This window comes from Stenotrophomonas sp. SI-NJAU-1, from assembly GCF_020883215.1.
GTDB lineage: Bacteria > Pseudomonadota > Gammaproteobacteria > Xanthomonadales > Xanthomonadaceae > Stenotrophomonas > Stenotrophomonas indicatrix.
In genome coordinates, this window is the sequence record NZ_CP086598.1 from 4,306,416 (window position 1) to 4,321,896 (window position 15,481).

Sequence of the window (15,481 nt, forward strand, 5' to 3'; positions counted from 1 at the left end):
CGTCACCCGTCCTTGCGCTTGGGAATGATGGTGATGTGGCCGTTGGTTTCCAGCAGTGCCAGTTCCACTTCTTCCACGCCGATGCAGCTCTGCTGGCGCATGGCGACATCGAAATCGGCGCGGCTGACCAGCTCGCGCCGCAGCACACTGTCGAAGAGCTTGCCGTTGCGCGCGATCACCACCGGTTCGCCCTCGATCAGCCGTTCCATGCGGCGGCTGCGGGCGGTGATCCAGCCTACGCCATAGTTCAGCAGGATCAGCGTGGCGGCCAGCAGCAGGCCGCCGGCCAGCGAGGTGTCGGTACCCAGCAGTGCGTTCTGCACCGCGTTGCCCAGCAGTACGATCAGCAGCACGTCGAACGGGGTGACCTGACCCAGCGCGCGCTTGCCGCTGAGCCGGACCATGCCCAGCACGACTGCGTAGACCACCACCGCGCGCAGGATGAATTCCCACCACGGCATCGCCAAGTCGAACAGATCGGGCATTGCGGGTTTCCCTGCCGGGCGGTGGCCCAGCGTGGCGCAGCAGCGCACAAATAAAAAGCCCCGCTGACCAGGGGGAGGTCAACGGGGCCGGGGAACGGGCGCTTGGGGAGGAGCCCCCGTTCCGAGATCTGCTCCAGGGGATGGGAGAGATCCACGACAGGCATTGCGCCTGTCGGGAGTTATAGAAGCACTCCGAACACTAACGGTTCGTGAAGGGGCCCAATTTAATAAGCACCCATCAGGGAAACATTCATGTTTGAGTCAGAAATATCATGCAAATGAACGAATTCACGGCGTTTTCGGCCTGAATGCGACTCAGTGCGCCTCATCCCAATTGCTGCCAGTACCGGTATCGACCACCAACGGCACCCGCAATTGTGCCGCTTGCGACATGCGCTGCACGACATTGCTACGCAGTTCTTCGATGAAACCGGCCTCGGCTTCGAACACCAGTTCATCGTGCACCTGCAGGATCATCCGCGCCGGTGCGCCGCTGTCACGCAGCCATTTGTCCACATCGACCATGGCGCGCTTGATGATGTCGGCGGCGGTGCCCTGCATCGGTGCATTGATCGCCGCACGTTCAGCGCCAGCACGCAGGCCCTGGTTACGTGCATGAATGTCGTTCAGGTACAGCCGGCGACCGAACAGGGTCTCCACGTAGCCCTGCTCGCGGGCCTGCTCGCGCATGCGCTCCATGAAGTCACGCACGCCCGGATAGCGGCTGAAGTACAGCGCCACGTAATCCTGCGCCTGGCCGCGGTCGATGCCGAGGTTGCGGGCCAGTCCGAACGCACTCATGCCGTACATCAGGCCGAAGTTGATCGCCTTGGCCGCGCGACGCTCGTTGCTGGTCACTTCTTCCAGGGTGCGGCCGAACACCTCGGCGGCGGTGGCGCGATGCACGTCGGCGCCCTGCTCGAAGGCCCGCACCAGGCCCGGATCTCCGGACAGGTGGGCCATGATCCGCAGCTCGATCTGCGAATAGTCGGCCGCCAGCAGCTGGAAGCCTTCCGGGGCGATGAACGCACGGCGGATGCGGCGGCCATCCTCGGTGCGGATCGGGATGTTCTGCAGATTCGGATCGGACGAGGACAGGCGGCCGGTGGCGGCACCGGACTGGTGGTAGCTGGTGTGCACCCGGCCGGTTTCTGAGTTGACCATCTCCGGCAGCTTGTCGGTATAGGTGCTGCGCAGTTTGGCCAGGCCACGGTACTCGAGGATCACCCGGGGCAGCTCGTGCTGCTCGGCAATCGCCTCCAGCGCCTCTTCGTTGGTGCTGGGCTGGCCCTTGGGGGTCTTCACCACCGCCGGCAGCTTCAGCTCGTCGAACAGCACCGCCTGCAGCTGTTTGGGCGAATCCAGGTTGAAGCTGCGCCCGGCCAGTTCGGTGGCCTTCTGCTGCGCGGCCAGCATGCGCGAGGACAGGTCCTGGCTCTGCCGGCGCAGTTCGTCGGTGTCGATCCGCACGCCATTGGCTTCGATGCTGGCCAGCACCGGCACCAGCGGCATCTCGATGCTGCGGTACACGCTGTCCAGGGTCGGTTCGGCCAGCAGCTGCGGCTGCAGCGCGTGGTGCAGGCGCAGGGTGATGTCGGCGTCTTCGGCGGCGTAGCGGCCGGCCTCGTCGATGCCTACCTGCGAGAACGAAATCTGCTTGGCGCCCTTGCCTGCCACGTCCTCGAACTTGATGGTGCTGTAGCCCAGGTAACGCAGGGCCAGCGAATCCATGTCGTGGCGGGTGGCGGTGGAATTGAGCACGAAGCTCTCAAGCATGGTGTCGTCGTGGTAGCCCTGCACGTCCACGCCATGGCGGCGCAGCACGTGCAGATCGTACTTGCCATGCTGGCCCAGCTTCTTCTTCGCCGGGTCCTGCAGCACCGGCCGCAGCGCATCGAGCACCTGTGCCAGCGGCAACTGTGCCGGCGCGCCGGGATAATCATGGCCGACCGGGATGTAGGCGGCCTTGCCCGGCTCCACCGCCAGGCTGATGCCGACCAAGCGTGCACGCATCGCATCCAGTGCGTCGGTCTCGGTGTCAAAGCTGACCAAGTCAGCCTGCTGCACGCGCGCAACCCAGGCCTGCAGCTGCTCGGTGGTCAGCACGGTCTCGTACTCGCCGGGCGCCGACAGCGCTGGATCGAGTTCGCCGACGGGCGGCGCTTCGGCGCTGCCACGGGCAAAGCCGGCCGCGGTGCCACGCAGGCTCGGCGTCGCATCGTTGGCCACTGCAGGCGCCGGTACCGGCCCGCCCAGCTCCTTCAATGCCTGGGTGAAGCCGTAACGCAGGTACAGCTCGCCCAGGGTGGGCACATCCGGATCGCGCAGGGCCAGCGTGGTCGGGCTGGCGTCCAGCGCGACGTCGGTGCGGATGGTCACCAGCTCCTTGTTCAGCGGCAGGCGCTCCAGCGCGGCGCGCAGGTTCTCGCCGATCTTGCCCTTCATGGTCGGCGCCGCCGCCATCACCCCGTCCAGATGCTGGTATTCGGCCAGCCACTTGGCGGCCGTCTTCGGCCCGCACTTCTCCACGCCGGGCACGTTGTCGACCGCGTCGCCCATCAGCGCCAGCAGGTCGACGATCTGGTCGGCGCGCACGCCGAACTTGTCCATCACCGCCGCGTCCGAATCCATGCGGCTGCCGGTCATGGTGTTGACCAGTTCGATGCCCGGGCGGACCAGCTGGGCGAAATCCTTGTCGCCGGTCGAGATGGTGACCTTCAGGTCCTGTGCCACGCCCTGCAGGGCCAGGGTGCCGATCACATCGTCGGCCTCCACGCCATCGATGCGCAGGATGCTGATGCCCAGCGCCTCGACGATGCGGCACATCGGCTCGACCTGGCTGCGCAGTTCATCGGGCATCGGCGGGCGGTTGGCCTTGTACTGGTCGTACAGGTCATCGCGGAAGGTCTTGCCGGGGGCATCGACGACGAAGGCGACGTAGGCCGGGCGCTCCTTCAGCGTCGAGCGCAGCATGTTGACCACGCCGAACAGCGCGCCGGTGGGCTCACCCTGTGCATTGGACAGGGGCGGCAGCGCGTGGAACGCGCGGTACAGGTAACTGGACCCGTCGATCAGGACTAATCTGCTCATGTGTCGATTCTACGCGCCTGTTCCTGCATCGCGGCGACACGGCAGCGACGCGGCGTTGGGGCATAATCAAGGCTCTTTCCAGGCAAAGGCCCCGCCGATGAAGACCCTGATGCTGGCTTCCCTGCTCCTGCTTGCTGGCTGTGCCAGCATGGGCGGCGCGGGCGCTCCCCCGGTGGACGTCAAGGGCGCCGATGTTTCCAAGCGCACGATGGACAACGGCGACACCATCGAGGAATACCGGGTGTCCGGCCAGTTGCGCATGGTCAAGGTGACGCCGGCACGTGGCGCCCCGTTCTACATGTATGACAAGAACGGCGATGGCCGCTTCGACAATGACAAGGATGGCGTGTCGCCGGTGTACTGGAAGCTGTACAGCTGGTGATGTGGTTGCCGTAGGTGCGCGCCATCCACGCATGGCGTGGATCTACCGGGCATTGCGGTGGCCCCATCCACGCATGGCGTGGACCTTTGACGGTGAACTGGAGTAGATCCACGCCATGCGTGGATGCTCTTCGGGCCGCCGGAAAAAACAACGCCGGCGCGCATCCTGCGGCCGGCGTCGGGTCCCCTCCCCGGGAACGCTTCCGTATCAGCGGATGACCAGCACCGGCAGCGTGCTGCGCGCCAGCACCTCGGCGGTCTGGCTGCCCAGCAGCACGCGGGTGACGCCGCGGCGGCCGTGCGAGGTCATTACGATCAGATCGCTGTTGCGCTGCCCCGCCGTCTCGATGATGCCGTCGGCCGCGTAGCGGTCCAGCACATGCACCGGATTGGCGGTGATGCCCTGCTCGGCTGCCTTTGCCAGGGCCGGCTGCAGCACCTTCTGCGCGCCTTCCTCGCGGTCGGCCTTGTACTCCGGGCTGTTCATGTAGCCCACGCTCCAGCCCATGGCGTCGTACATGCCGACGGCCCAAGGCTCGGAGACGGTGACGATGTCGACCTCGGCGTTGAGGTCCTTGGCCAGCTCCAGGCCCTTGGCCAGGCCCTTGTCGGCCAGCTCGGAACCGTCGGTGGCGATCAGGATGCGCTTGTACATGGTGGGGCTCCGCGGTGATCCAGCCAGTGGGAACGACACCATTACACAACCTGTGTGGAGATCGTGCCTTGCGCAGGATCAATCCGGCAGCGCGCAGCGATGCCTGCGCGGCCGGGCATGATCGGCGCAGGCGCCACCAGCTTGCTCATCCTGACCACTGCGGCGCATGCTGGGCGGGCGGCACCGCGCCGCCTTCAGGGATGACAGACATGCAGAACAACAGACCACCCGCCCACAGCTCCGGGAAGCCCATCCTGATCGCCGCGATCATCGCGTTGGCGGTGCTGTTCGGTGCCTATCACGTCGGCAAGGACATGGCGCTGCGCGACAACGCCCGGCAGTCAGCGGGCCGTTGACACGCACCTGTGGAGCCGAGCATGGGCTCGTCTCCACAGTCGCCCTGCTCAGGCGATCTGCACCACGCGTGCATTCCGGCACAGCGGATAACTGCCGACGAATTCCGCGATCGCCTCACGCATCGCCTCGAACGACTGGCCGTACATGTACAGCGCGGTCTCGCTCGGGCCCTGCCACCAGCTGCAGATCTCGCCCAGGCCATCGATTCGCTCGGACAGCTGCTCGAACACGTGGTTCGAATCGCACTGCTCGTACACCTCGTCGGGCAGGGTCAGGCCATCCAGGTAAATGCCAAGACCCTCGGTCACGCCGAAGCTTCGGTCAGCCTCGCCTGCGCCCTGTACCTGCGAACCCTTCGGTGCCCCCAGCTGCTCCAGCAGGTCGACCAGCTTCGGCACGCCCGCGGCATCGACCAGCGCCACTTCGATATCGCCGTACTCGACTTCGCCTTCGTCGGACATCGCAGTACCGCCTCCGGTGATCCCGCCCAGCTCGGCCGCCTGCAGCAGCGCGTCCAGCGGATCCTCGAACAGCTCATGGCGATGCTCGGGCTGCAGCCTGGCGTTCAACTTCACGGTGACGTGCAGCGTGGGTTCGGTCATGAGGGCGTTCCTGGGAGATGTGACCGCTATTGTAGAGCCGCGCCATGCCCGGCTGCCTTCCACCGCACCGGTGGTCGGCGCCCTCCCTGCGGGAGGACTCCGCCCCCTCGACGGTGATCAGATCACCGTCAGGTTGGCATACGCCATCACCAGCCACTTGCTGCCGGCGTCGGCGAACTCGATCTGCACGCGTGCGTGGGCACCGTTGCCTTCGTAGTCGGTCACCATGCCTTCGCCGAACTTGGGATGGTTGACCAGCGCACCCAGCTTGATCGGCGGCGTTTCGATGGCGGCATGTCCCATCACCCGGCTTGCGCCCATCGACGCCGGCCGCGAGACCTGCACCTTCGGCCGCACTTCGTGCAGCAGCTCGCGCGGGATCTCTCGCAGGAAGCGCGAGGGCAGGCTGTAGTTGTCCTGGCCATGGATGCGCCGCGATTCGGCGTAGCTGAGCACCAGCTTCTGCCGCGCGCGGGTGATGCCGACGTAGGCCAGCCGACGCTCTTCTTCCAGCCGCCCGCTTTCCTCCAGCGACCGGGCACTGGGGAACAGTCCCTCTTCCACGCCGGCCAGGAACACCAGCGGGAATTCCAGGCCCTTGGCCGAGTGCAGCGTCATCAGCTGCACGCCTTCCTCGCCGGCCTGCGCCTGGCCTTCACCGGCCTCCAGCGCCGCGTAGGCCAGGAACGCAACAAGCTCGTCCATGTCCTCGCCCACTTCCTCGATGTCGTCGGCACGGCGCACGAAGCGCGAGGCCACCGACACCAGTTCGTCGAGGTTGTCGGTGCGCGATTCCGAATCCAGCGCGTTGCGGCTTTCCTTGCTCCAGTGTTCGCGCAGCTGCGAGCGGGCCAGCACGTGGTCCACGCGCTCGGCCAGGGTCATGTGCACGGTCTGCGCCTGCAGCTCGTTGACCAGCACCAGGAAGCCGGCCAGCGCATTGCGGGCACGCGCCGCCAGCGCGCTGCCCTGGGTCACCAGCATGGTGGCTTCCCACAGTGAGATGCCCTGGGCGCGCGCTTCGCGGCGCACTTCGTCCAGCGTGCGGTCACCGATGCCACGCGTGGGCGTATTCACTGCGCGCTCGAATGCAGCGTCGTCGTTGCGGTTGGACAGCAGGCGCAGGTAGGCCAGCGCATCCTTCACTTCGGCGCGCTCGAAGAAGCGCATGCCGCCATACACGCGATACGGCACCTGCTCGCTCAGCAGCGCTTCTTCCAGTGCGCGCGACTGCGCGTTGCTGCGGTAGAGCACGGCCACTTCGGTGTAGCTGCCACCATCGCGCACCCACTGCCGTGCACGCTCGACGATGTAGCGCGCCTCATCCATCTCGTTGTACGCCGCGTACAGGTCGATCGGCTCGCCATCACCACTGTCGGTCCACAGCTGCTTGCCGATGCGGTCCGGATTGTGCGCGATCACCGCGTTGGCGGCACTGAGGATGTTGGCGGTGGAACGGTAGTTCTGCTCCAGGCGGATGGTCTGCGCGCCCGGGAAATCGCGCAGGAAGCCCTGCACGTTCTCGACCTTGGCACCGCGCCAGCCGTAGATGGCCTGGTCGTCATCACCGACCACGAACACGTGGCCCTCGTGCCCGGCCAGTACCCGCACGAAGGCGTACTGGATGGCGTTGGTATCCTGGAATTCGTCCACCAGGATCTCGCGGAACCGCGCGCGGTAGTGCGACAGCAACGGCGGATTGTCGCGCAGCAGTTCGTGCGCGCGCAGCAGCAGCTCGGCGAAATCGACCAGGCCGGCACGGTCACACCGCGCCTGGTACTCGGCGTAGGCCTGGCGCATGGTTTCCAGCCACGCATCGTTCGGCTCGGGCTGGATGTGCTGCGGGCGGCGGCCCTCATCCTTCTGCGCGTTGATCCACCAGGCAATCTGCTTGGGCGGGTACTTGCCGTCATCGAGCTCCAGCGCCTGCACCACGCGCTTGACCAGCCGCAGCTGGTCGTCCGAATCCATCACCTGGAAGCCTTCAGGCAGCTTGGCATCCTGCCAGTGCAGGCGCAGCAGGCGGTTGGCCAGGCCGTGGAAGGTGCCGATCCACATGCCGCGGCTGCCATGCGGCAGCTGCGCGTCGATGCGATGGCGCATCTCGCCGGCGGCCTTGTTGGTGAAGGTCACCGCGAAAATGCCGTGGGTCGGCACGCCTTCGACTTCATGCAGCCAGGCAATGCGGTGGGTGAGTACGCGCGTCTTGCCCGACCCGGCACCAGCCAGCACCAGGTGGTGACCGAGGGGAGCGGAGACGGCTTCGCGCTGGGCCGGGTTCAGGCCATCAAGCAAGTGGGAGACATCCATGCCTCCATTTTACGGCATCGACGTCGCAGCTCCTGCGACCACCTGCGTGGCAAGTGCCTGCGCCTGCTGACGCAGTTCAGGCACCGCCAGGCTTTCCCACAGGCTGCCGATGCGCAGGCTGCCGAGTACCCCCAGGCGCGCCTGGGGCTGGCCACCCGCTGCACACAGCCGGTCGCCCGGCACACTGCTGTCCAGGCCCAGCCCATGCGGCCCGGGACGCGCAAGGCCCTCGGCCTGCAGCTGCTGCAGCAAGGGATTGCGCAGTGCCGAGGCGCGGGTCTCCACACCGGTGGCATTGACCACCGCAGCGATCGTCCACTGCACGTTGCCGCCGCCCGCCTCGCGACCCGACAGCCGCAGGGCATCACCTTCGCGCCACACCCGTTGCAGACGGGCGCGGTGAACGCGCAGCTGGCCGCTGGCCTGCAGCGCCTGCAACTGCTCGGACACCGGTTCAGCAATGCGATGGCGGTGCACGTCCCAGTAGCGCACCACGTGGCGCAGGAAGCGGCGCTGGTCGGCCTCGTCCATGCTCTGCCACAGCGCCTGGCCGTGCGGGCGGATGCGGTCCATCACGCCCTGCCACGGCATGCCGTCGGCCTGTGCCTTGCGCGCGTGCTGGCGCAGTACGCGCAGGCGCTGGCGCAGGGTCATCGGCAGCAGATCCTGCGGATCGAACGCCGGCAGACCGCCGTGGGCGTGCGGCAATGGCAGCAGACCATGGCGCGAGATCACATGCAGCGGTCCGCTATGGCCGCCGGCCACCAACGCCAGCACGGTGTCGGCCATGCTCAGCCCGGAGCCGACGATGGCCAGGGCATGGTCACTGGCCAGCGTGCGTACGCCGTCGTAATCCCAGGCCTCGACCACGTCATCGGCGGGCAACGCATCGGCGCCGTCCACCGGCAGCGGCCGCATGCTGTTGCCGGTGGCGATCACCACCTGCGCTGCATGCAGTGTTTGGCCATCGCCCAGCTGCAGCTGGTAACCGTGGTCATCTGGCTGCGTCGCCAGCACCGGTTGGGCGATGACCTGCAATCGCGCCGCACTGGCTGCTTCGGCCTCGCGCAGGCGCTGCTGCAGGTAGGCAGCGAAATAGTGGCGAGACACATAGCGTTCGCCCAGCACTTGGCGCGCCTCGCCTGGGTAGGCGTTGGCGGCCTGCAGGAAATCGAGGAAGTCGCCGGGCTGGTCGGCAAAGGCGCTCATTTTCGCCGCCGGCACGTTCAGCAGGTGCTCCGGCCACGGCGTGGCATAGGCAATGCCCTGTGCCAGCTGCGAGGCGGGTTCGAAAATGGCCAGTGCCAGCGGCGCCTGGGCCTGGCGCAACACCTGGATCGCCACCAGCACGCCGGCCGCACCACCGCCGATGATCGCAAGGTCCAGTTCGCCACTACGCGGTGAATCAGTCATGCGCCGATTGTAGGCCATCGGCCCTGCCCGGCTGGCGCTGGCCTACATCAAGGCATCGGCCAGGCGCGCGATGCCCTCGCGGCTGCGCAGCCACGCGGGACGCTTGCGCCACTGCGCCAGGTCCAGCAGGCGCGACTGGCGCAGGTAGTCGTCCTCGATGGCGCGCAACTGCGTGAGCAGCTGACGGTCGTAGCAGATCAGGCCGATTTCGGCATTCAGCGCGAACGAGCGGATATCCATGTTGATCGACCCGAGCACGGCAATGTCCTCATCCACGCTCATGTGCTTGGCATGCAGGAACTGCGGCTCGTACAGCGCGATCTGCACCCCGCAGCGCAGCAGCTCGTCGTAGTAGGCCTCCTGCGCCCACGAGGTCAGCCGCTGGTTGTTGCTGGCCGACAGGATCAGCTGCACCTGCACGCCGGACAGCGCGGCGATGCGCAGTGCACTCAGCGTTGCTTCGTCGGGCACGAAGTACGGCGTGACCATCACCAGCCGGCGCCGGGCAAGATGGATCAGCGCGGCCACCGCATCGCGCGCGTTGCTGTACGGGTAGGCCGGGCCACTGGGCAGCAGCTGGGTGGCGATGTCCTCGCTGCACACCGGCACGTCGGCGATGACCTCCAGGCGCTGCCCGGTTTCGATGTACCAGTCGCTGGCGAACACCGCTTCAAGGTGCGCCACCGCAGGCCCGCGCACGCGCGCCACCAGCTCGCGGTTGGGGTGGCCGGCAACGAATTCAGGGCGCGCCAGGTTCTGCGAACCGACATAGCCTACTTCGTTGTCGATCACCGCGATCTTGCGATGGTTGCGCAGGTCCATGCGTCCGCTGCGGCGCCAACGCAGGCCGCCGGGCAGCATCGCGCGCACTTCGATGTCACGTGACCGCAGCCGCTTGCTGTATGCGCGCAGGCCCCGCTTGGCGCCGACCGCATCCAGCAGCACGCGGCACTGCACCCCGCGCGCTGCGGCACGCTGCAGGGCTTCGACGATGGCCTCGCCCACCGTGTCATCGAACATCAGGTAGTACAGCAGGTGCACCCGGTCCTGGGCCTGGTCGATGTCGGCGATCAGGGTGTGCAGTGATTCGTCATAGTCGGTCAGCAGGTCGATCGCGTTGCCGTGCACCGGCATGAAATCGCCCTGGCGCTGCACCAGCGGCACCACTTCGGCGCTGGCCGAATCGGGCTGCGGCGTCCAGCGCAGGCGGCGCTGCAGCGCCTGTTCTTCACGGATGACCTGCGAGGCCTCGGCCTGCCGGCGGATGCGCTCGCGCGACAGCCACGGATGCCCGAACAGCAGATAGAGCGGCAGGCCCAGCAGCGGCACGAAGCCGACCAGCAGCAGCCAGCTGCGCGCCGCGCCCGGCGTAGTGCGGGTGGGGATCCAGCACAGCGCCACCAGCCGGATCAGCCAGTCGATCAACAGCAGGTACGAGCCCAGCAGCCACTCGAACAGCATCGCGTCGCCCGTTGGGAGGTGTGGGGCCATTCTGCCCAGCGGGGTGTGCAGAGTCGAGCGGCGCTGGGGACAGCGTGCCGGCCAACGGTCGGCACCCACCGGGGTCGGAACGTGTCGACCAAGGTCAACACCTACCGGGGGCGGCGGGGCACAAAAAAACCCGCCACGAGGGCGGGTTTTTTCGGAAGCGACCCGCAATCCTTGCGGATTACTTGATCTTGCCTTCCTTGTACGGGACGTGCTTGCGCACGACCGGATCGTACTTGGAGAATTCCATCTTCCCCGGGGTGTTCTTCTTGTTCTTGTCGGTCGTGTAGAAGTGACCGGTACCAGCGGTCGAAATCATACGGACCTTATCGCGCTTGCCTGCCATGATCGTCTACTCCTCAGACCTTTTCGCCGCGCGCACGCAGCTCAGCCAGAACGGAATCGATACCGTTCTTGTCGATGGTGCGCAGTGCATGCGCGGAAACACGAAGCTTCACCCAGCGGTTCTCGCTGGCAACCCAGAAGCGGCGCTCGTGCAGATTCGGCAGGAAACGACGACGGGTCTTGTTGTTGGCGTGCGAGACGTTGTTACCCGTCTGCACTCGCTTGCCGGAAACCTGGCATACGCGGGACATGGCGCACCTCGATAGTAAGTTGTGTCTCCCCGTAGCCCGGGGGACGGCGGCCTCGGTGGTTGCCCACCACACGTCAAGAGAATCAAAGGGTTACGCTGGCGTTGGGCGGCCGGGGACGTGCTCCCGGGGGCGCCGCCCGGCACGAAACCGGACACAGCGAGCCGCGCATTATGCACGCAATCAAGACCTTGCGCAACTTACCCACAGGCCACGCCTGAACACGCTGACGGCGCCCTGCCCTCAGCGCAGATGCGGCACCACCTGGGCCAGCAGGTGGGCATCCTTCAGCGCGCCATGCAGGCCGCGGGTGCCGGGAATACGCAGGCGCTGCAGCACATCGTCGAGCTTGTTGGGCATGCCCGGCCAACGGCTGCGGGCCAGCTTCAGGCTGCAGGTCACGCGGCAGTGCTGGGCCAGCCCACCGGCCAGCCCCGCCAGGCGCAGCTCGTTGTCGAGGAAACCGACGTCGAAGGTGGCGTTGTGCGCGACCATCTCGCTGCCACGCAGGAACTCCAGCAGTTCGGCGGCCTTGCTCGCAAACAGCGGCTTGCCCACCAGCATGGCATCGCTGATGCCGTGCACGCGCTGCGCGCCCCAGTCCACCTTCCGCTGCGGCTGCAGGTAGGTGTGGAACTGGCGACCGCTGAGTTGTCCATCGACCAGTTCCACCGCCCCGATTTCAATCACCCGATGGCCCAGGCGATGCGAGATACCGGTGGTTTCGGTGTCCAGTGCGACGACGCGGCTCACGGCGCACGCCGGTATGCAGCGGCCGGCAGGCGGCAGACAAGGGACGGTAGGGATGGCAGTGCGGTCATGCGGTGCTGGATCCTGTTGCGCGCGCCCCGTGCGGCGGGGGCAGATGAGGCGGGATTGTCCCACGCGGTGCGTCGGCAGGAGCGCGGACGAACACAGCGATGTCGGCATACTGGTGATTCACTGCGGAGGCTCCAATGCGACTGCTGGCCCTCACCTACGGCACCGAAGGCGATACGCGCCCGCTGGTCATGCTCTGCGATGGGCTGATCGCGGCCGGTCACGAGGTCATGCTGCTGGCCGACGGCGGCACCCTCGACAGCGCGAAGGCCTTGGGCGTCCCGCACGCCGCGCTGGAAGGCGACATCCACGACGAAGTGGTGGCGCTGGTCTCACGCGGCAATGGCGTTGCCGCCGCCAGCACCGGGCTGGCACGGATGGCGCTGCAACACGTCGCCGGCTGGATGCGCCAGGCCGATGCTGCAGCCGACGGCTGCGATGCGATCCTGACCGGTGGGCTGGCTGCGTTCGTCGGCATGAGCGTCGGCGAGCGTCGCGGCCTTCCGGTGATCGGCGCCGGCATGATTCCGCTGACGCCGACACGCGCGTTCCGCTCGCCCTTCCTGCCGCCCGGACGCTCGCCGGGCTGGTTGAACCGGGCCAGTTATGGCCTGGTCAACGGCCTGATCTGGCGACAGTTCCGCGGCCCGATCAACACGGCCCGCCAGCACGCCGGGCAGCCACCACGACGCTCCCTCTGGGCTGGCCTGCCGATGCTGTATGGCATCTCGCCACAGCTGCTGCCACCGCCTTCGGACTGGCCGGCCGACCACCTCGTGTGCGGCCAATGGTCGGCCCCTGCTGCGCCGTGGCAACCGTCGTGCGAACTGCAGGCTTTCCTCGATGCAGGACCGCCGCCGGTCTATCTGGGCTTCGGCAGCATGACCGGCTTCGAGCGCGAGCGTGTGCTGCCGGCGCTGTTGTCGGCGCTGGCGCCACGCCGCGTGCTGCTGTTTCCCGGTTGGGTCGGCGTGCCCGACATGACGCTGCCCGACTCGGTACGGGTGATCGGCCCGACCCCGCATGAAGCGTTGTTGCCGCGCTGCGCGCTGGCGATCCACCACGGCGGCAGCGGCACCACGCATTCGGCATGCCGCGCCGGCACACCGTCGTTGGTGATGCCGTTCGCCGCCGACCAGTTCTTCTGGGCCGATCGCCTGCAGCACCTGGGCGTAGCACCGGCGCCACTGTCACCCAAGCGGTTGCAGCCGAAGGTGTTGGCCGATGCATTGGCGTTCGCCGAGCATGCCGATACACGCGCCCGGGCGGCCGCGCTGGGCGCTGCAATGGCGAACGAGGATGGAGTGGCATGCGGCGTGGCCGCACTCGAGCGCTGGCTCAGCCCAACGTCTCCACCACCCAATCAATGAACACCCGCAGCCGCTGGCTCATGTGCCGGTTCGGCGGGAACATCACGTGCATCGGCATCGGCGGCAGCTGCCAGTCGTGCAGCACGGGCAGCAGCTCGCCGCGCGCCACATGCGGTTCGGCCATGTAGCTGGGCAGCGCGACCACGCCGAGGCCGGCCAGGCCAGCGGCCAGATAGGCGTTGCCATCGTCGAAGCCGATTGAATAGCGCCCCTGCACCTCGACGCGCTCGGCGCCACGCTGCGCGGTGAACACGCGGGCGCGGCCACTGCGTGGGCTGAGAAAACCGACCGTGTGGTGGTCCGGCCCTTCCAGCGCGCGCGGGTGTTCCGGCACACCGAACCGCTGCACATAGCCCGGGCTGGCATGGAAGCCGATCGGCAGGCGCGCCAGCGGTCGTGCCACCAGCGCGGGATCGGCAGGCGCGCCACCACGGATCACGCAATCGACGTTGTCGGCGATGACATCGACCTCGCGGTCGCTGACGCCGATGTCCAGCTGGATCTCCGGATAGCGCGCCTGGAAATCCGGCAATGCCGGCACCAGCCGCAGGCGCGCATACGGCCCCGGCACGTCGACGCGCAGGCGCCCGCGCGGTTGTGTGGCGGCCTCGCCCAGCCCCCCTTCAACCTCTTCCAGCTCGGCCAGCAAGCGAACGATGCGCGGGTAATACGCCGCGCCATCGGCAGTGACGCTGACCCGGCGCGTGGTGCGGTTGAGCAGCCGCAACCGCAGATGCGCTTCCAGCTGCTGCACCAGCTGGGTGACCGTGGTGCGGCTGAGCTGCAGGGTATGCGCGGCGCGGGTGAAGCTGCCGGTCTCCACCACCCGGGCGAACGCGCGCATCGCTTCGAAACGGTCCATGGCCGTGGCTGTGATTATTTGGAATGTGCAATCAATCTAGACCGATCATCACGGTTTATCCAGACAGCGACAGCGGGGAGGATGGTCCGCTCCCGTCTGGAATCCGTCCCATGTCCCACCGTGATGTTGTCTTTCCCGCCGGCCGGCAGGCGCTGTACGAGCGAAACCGCTATTCGCCGGCGATCCGATCCAATGGCTTCCTGTTCGTTTCCGGCCAGGTCGGCAGCCGCGAGGATGGCTCGCCCGAACCGGACTTCGAGACCCAGGTCCGCCGCGCCTTCGACAATCTCAACGCGGTGCTGGCCGCGGCCGGCTGCACGTTCGATGACGTGATCGACGTGACCGTGTTCCTGGTCGACCCGGAAACCACCTTCGAAAAGGCCTGGGCGATCGTGCCCGAGTACTGGGGCCAAGCGCCGCACCCGACCCTGACCGGCATCGGCGTGACCTGGCTGTATGGGTTCCAGTTCGAGATCAAGGTGATCGCCAAACTGCCCGCAGACCGGTAGTGCCGGCCGCTGGCCGGAAGCGCATTGCGCCAGCAGGGTTCATGGGATTGCCGGCCAGCGGCCGGCACCCCGGACACCCGCCTGAACGGAACACGCCGACAAATTCCCGAGGTGGCCATTGATATTGTATCCACCGAAAACCGCTTGCTAGCCTCCCCTCCATGCGCCGGATCGCCCGCCACCTTCGTTCGACCCTGCTGATGCTGCTGATGGCGGCATTCGTGGTCGTGCCGGTGGCCGATGTGCTGGCGTGTGCGGTGGAACCGCACGACAGCGCGGTGGTGCATGTGGAATCCGGCGCCGAAGATGCCGACGGTGACACTGACAACGACGGCAAGCACGCCGCTGCCTGCAGCCACAACCACTGCCACCACTCCAACCTGAGCCTGCCGGCGAGCACCTTCGCCGCCTTTGGCACGCCGCAACCGGCGCGCTGGATGAATGCAGGCGACGCGGCGACCTATGCGGTCGCCCAGGACGAACTGGCACGTCCTCCCCGGGCGTGAGTTGAGCGCGTCCCGCAATCGCGGGCTCCCGTTTCACTCAC

Annotated in this window: 16 protein-coding genes; 5 read left to right on the forward strand and 11 right to left on the reverse strand. The window is 67.1% G+C overall.

Annotation, left to right across the window (positions count from 1 at the left end):
- Positions 1–2: 2 nt before the first annotated feature.
- A complete protein-coding gene (locus tag LMF57_RS19595) occupies positions 3–485 on the reverse strand; it encodes a YetF domain-containing protein (protein ID WP_140225366.1) in 483 nt (160 codons plus the stop codon).
- Between the two features lie 315 nt (positions 486–800).
- Positions 801–3,575: a DNA polymerase I gene (gene polA, locus LMF57_RS19600; RefSeq protein ID WP_117311746.1), complete on the reverse strand. Its 2,775-nt coding sequence runs from the start codon at positions 3,573–3,575 to the stop codon at positions 801–803.
- Between the two features lie 97 nt (positions 3,576–3,672).
- On the opposite strand from polA, the gene LMF57_RS19605 reads away from it, so the two are divergent.
- Entirely contained in the window at positions 3,673–3,957 is a 285-nt protein-coding gene (locus LMF57_RS19605; RefSeq protein WP_025878043.1) for a DUF2782 domain-containing protein, read from the forward strand.
- 207 nt (positions 3,958–4,164) lie between these two features.
- Here LMF57_RS19605 and LMF57_RS19610 read toward each other — a convergent pair whose 3' ends face one another.
- A complete protein-coding gene (locus tag LMF57_RS19610; protein WP_025878044.1) occupies positions 4,165–4,611 on the reverse strand; it encodes a universal stress protein in 447 nt (148 codons plus the stop codon).
- 68 nt (positions 4,612–4,679) lie between these two features.
- On the opposite strand from LMF57_RS19610, the gene LMF57_RS19615 reads away from it, so the two are divergent.
- Positions 4,680–4,967, forward strand: a complete 288-nt coding sequence (locus LMF57_RS19615; RefSeq protein ID WP_229290443.1) for a hypothetical protein — start codon at positions 4,680–4,682, stop codon at positions 4,965–4,967.
- Positions 4,968–5,015: 48 nt separating this feature from the next.
- On the opposite strand, the gene LMF57_RS19620 is transcribed toward LMF57_RS19615, so the two are convergent.
- The 7 genes from LMF57_RS19620 to dnaQ all read right to left on the reverse strand — a co-directional run bounded on the left by LMF57_RS19620 (position 5,016) and on the right by dnaQ (position 12,127).
- The gene (locus LMF57_RS19620) at positions 5,016–5,570 is read right to left on the reverse strand and encodes a hypothetical protein (protein ID WP_208081472.1); all 555 of its coding nucleotides are present in this window, start codon (positions 5,568–5,570) and stop codon (positions 5,016–5,018) included.
- Between the two features lie 117 nt (positions 5,571–5,687).
- The gene (uvrD, locus tag LMF57_RS19625) at positions 5,688–7,880 is read right to left on the reverse strand and encodes a DNA helicase II (protein WP_229290444.1); all 2,193 of its coding nucleotides are present in this window, start codon (positions 7,878–7,880) and stop codon (positions 5,688–5,690) included.
- 9 nt (positions 7,881–7,889) lie between these two features.
- Positions 7,890–9,311 carry an FAD/NAD(P)-binding protein gene (locus LMF57_RS19630; protein ID WP_229290445.1) on the reverse strand — a complete coding sequence of 474 codons (1,422 nt, stop codon included), beginning with the start codon at positions 9,309–9,311 and terminating at the stop codon, positions 7,890–7,892.
- A gap of 24 nt (positions 9,312–9,335) precedes the next feature.
- Positions 9,336–10,754 carry a cardiolipin synthase gene (gene cls, locus LMF57_RS19635; protein ID WP_117311751.1) on the reverse strand — a complete coding sequence of 473 codons (1,419 nt, stop codon included), beginning with the start codon at positions 10,752–10,754 and terminating at the stop codon, positions 9,336–9,338.
- A gap of 208 nt (positions 10,755–10,962) precedes the next feature.
- Entirely contained in the window at positions 10,963–11,130 is a 168-nt protein-coding gene (gene rpmG, locus LMF57_RS19640; protein WP_170272460.1) for a 50S ribosomal protein L33, read from the reverse strand.
- A gap of 10 nt (positions 11,131–11,140) precedes the next feature.
- Positions 11,141–11,377: a 50S ribosomal protein L28 gene (rpmB, locus tag LMF57_RS19645; RefSeq protein WP_005411638.1), complete on the reverse strand. Its 237-nt coding sequence runs from the start codon at positions 11,375–11,377 to the stop codon at positions 11,141–11,143.
- Positions 11,378–11,617: 240 nt separating this feature from the next.
- Positions 11,618–12,127, reverse strand: coding sequence for a DNA polymerase III subunit epsilon (dnaQ, locus tag LMF57_RS19650; protein WP_025878062.1), 510 nt, complete (start codon positions 12,125–12,127; stop codon positions 11,618–11,620).
- 203 nt (positions 12,128–12,330) lie between these two features.
- Between dnaQ and LMF57_RS19655 the strand changes: the two genes are divergently transcribed.
- Complete coding sequence (locus tag LMF57_RS19655) at positions 12,331–13,563, forward strand: glycosyltransferase (RefSeq protein ID WP_117311752.1); 1,233 nt, start codon at positions 12,331–12,333, stop codon at positions 13,561–13,563.
- Here the strand turns inward: LMF57_RS19655 and LMF57_RS19660 are convergent.
- On the reverse strand, positions 13,532–14,425 hold the full coding sequence (locus tag LMF57_RS19660; RefSeq protein ID WP_208081476.1) for a LysR family transcriptional regulator: 894 nt from the start codon (positions 14,423–14,425) through the stop codon (positions 13,532–13,534). The genes LMF57_RS19655 and LMF57_RS19660 overlap by 32 nt on opposite strands.
- A 110-nt stretch (positions 14,426–14,535) precedes the next feature.
- Between LMF57_RS19660 and LMF57_RS19665 the strand changes: the two genes are divergently transcribed.
- Together LMF57_RS19665 and LMF57_RS19670 are read left to right on the forward strand one after the other, a co-directional pair.
- The gene (locus tag LMF57_RS19665) at positions 14,536–14,934 is read left to right on the forward strand and encodes a RidA family protein (protein ID WP_025878068.1); all 399 of its coding nucleotides are present in this window, start codon (positions 14,536–14,538) and stop codon (positions 14,932–14,934) included.
- Between the two features lie 161 nt (positions 14,935–15,095).
- Positions 15,096–15,440: a hypothetical protein gene (locus tag LMF57_RS19670; RefSeq protein WP_117311754.1), complete on the forward strand. Its 345-nt coding sequence runs from the start codon at positions 15,096–15,098 to the stop codon at positions 15,438–15,440.
- Positions 15,441–15,481: the final 41 nt, after the last annotated feature.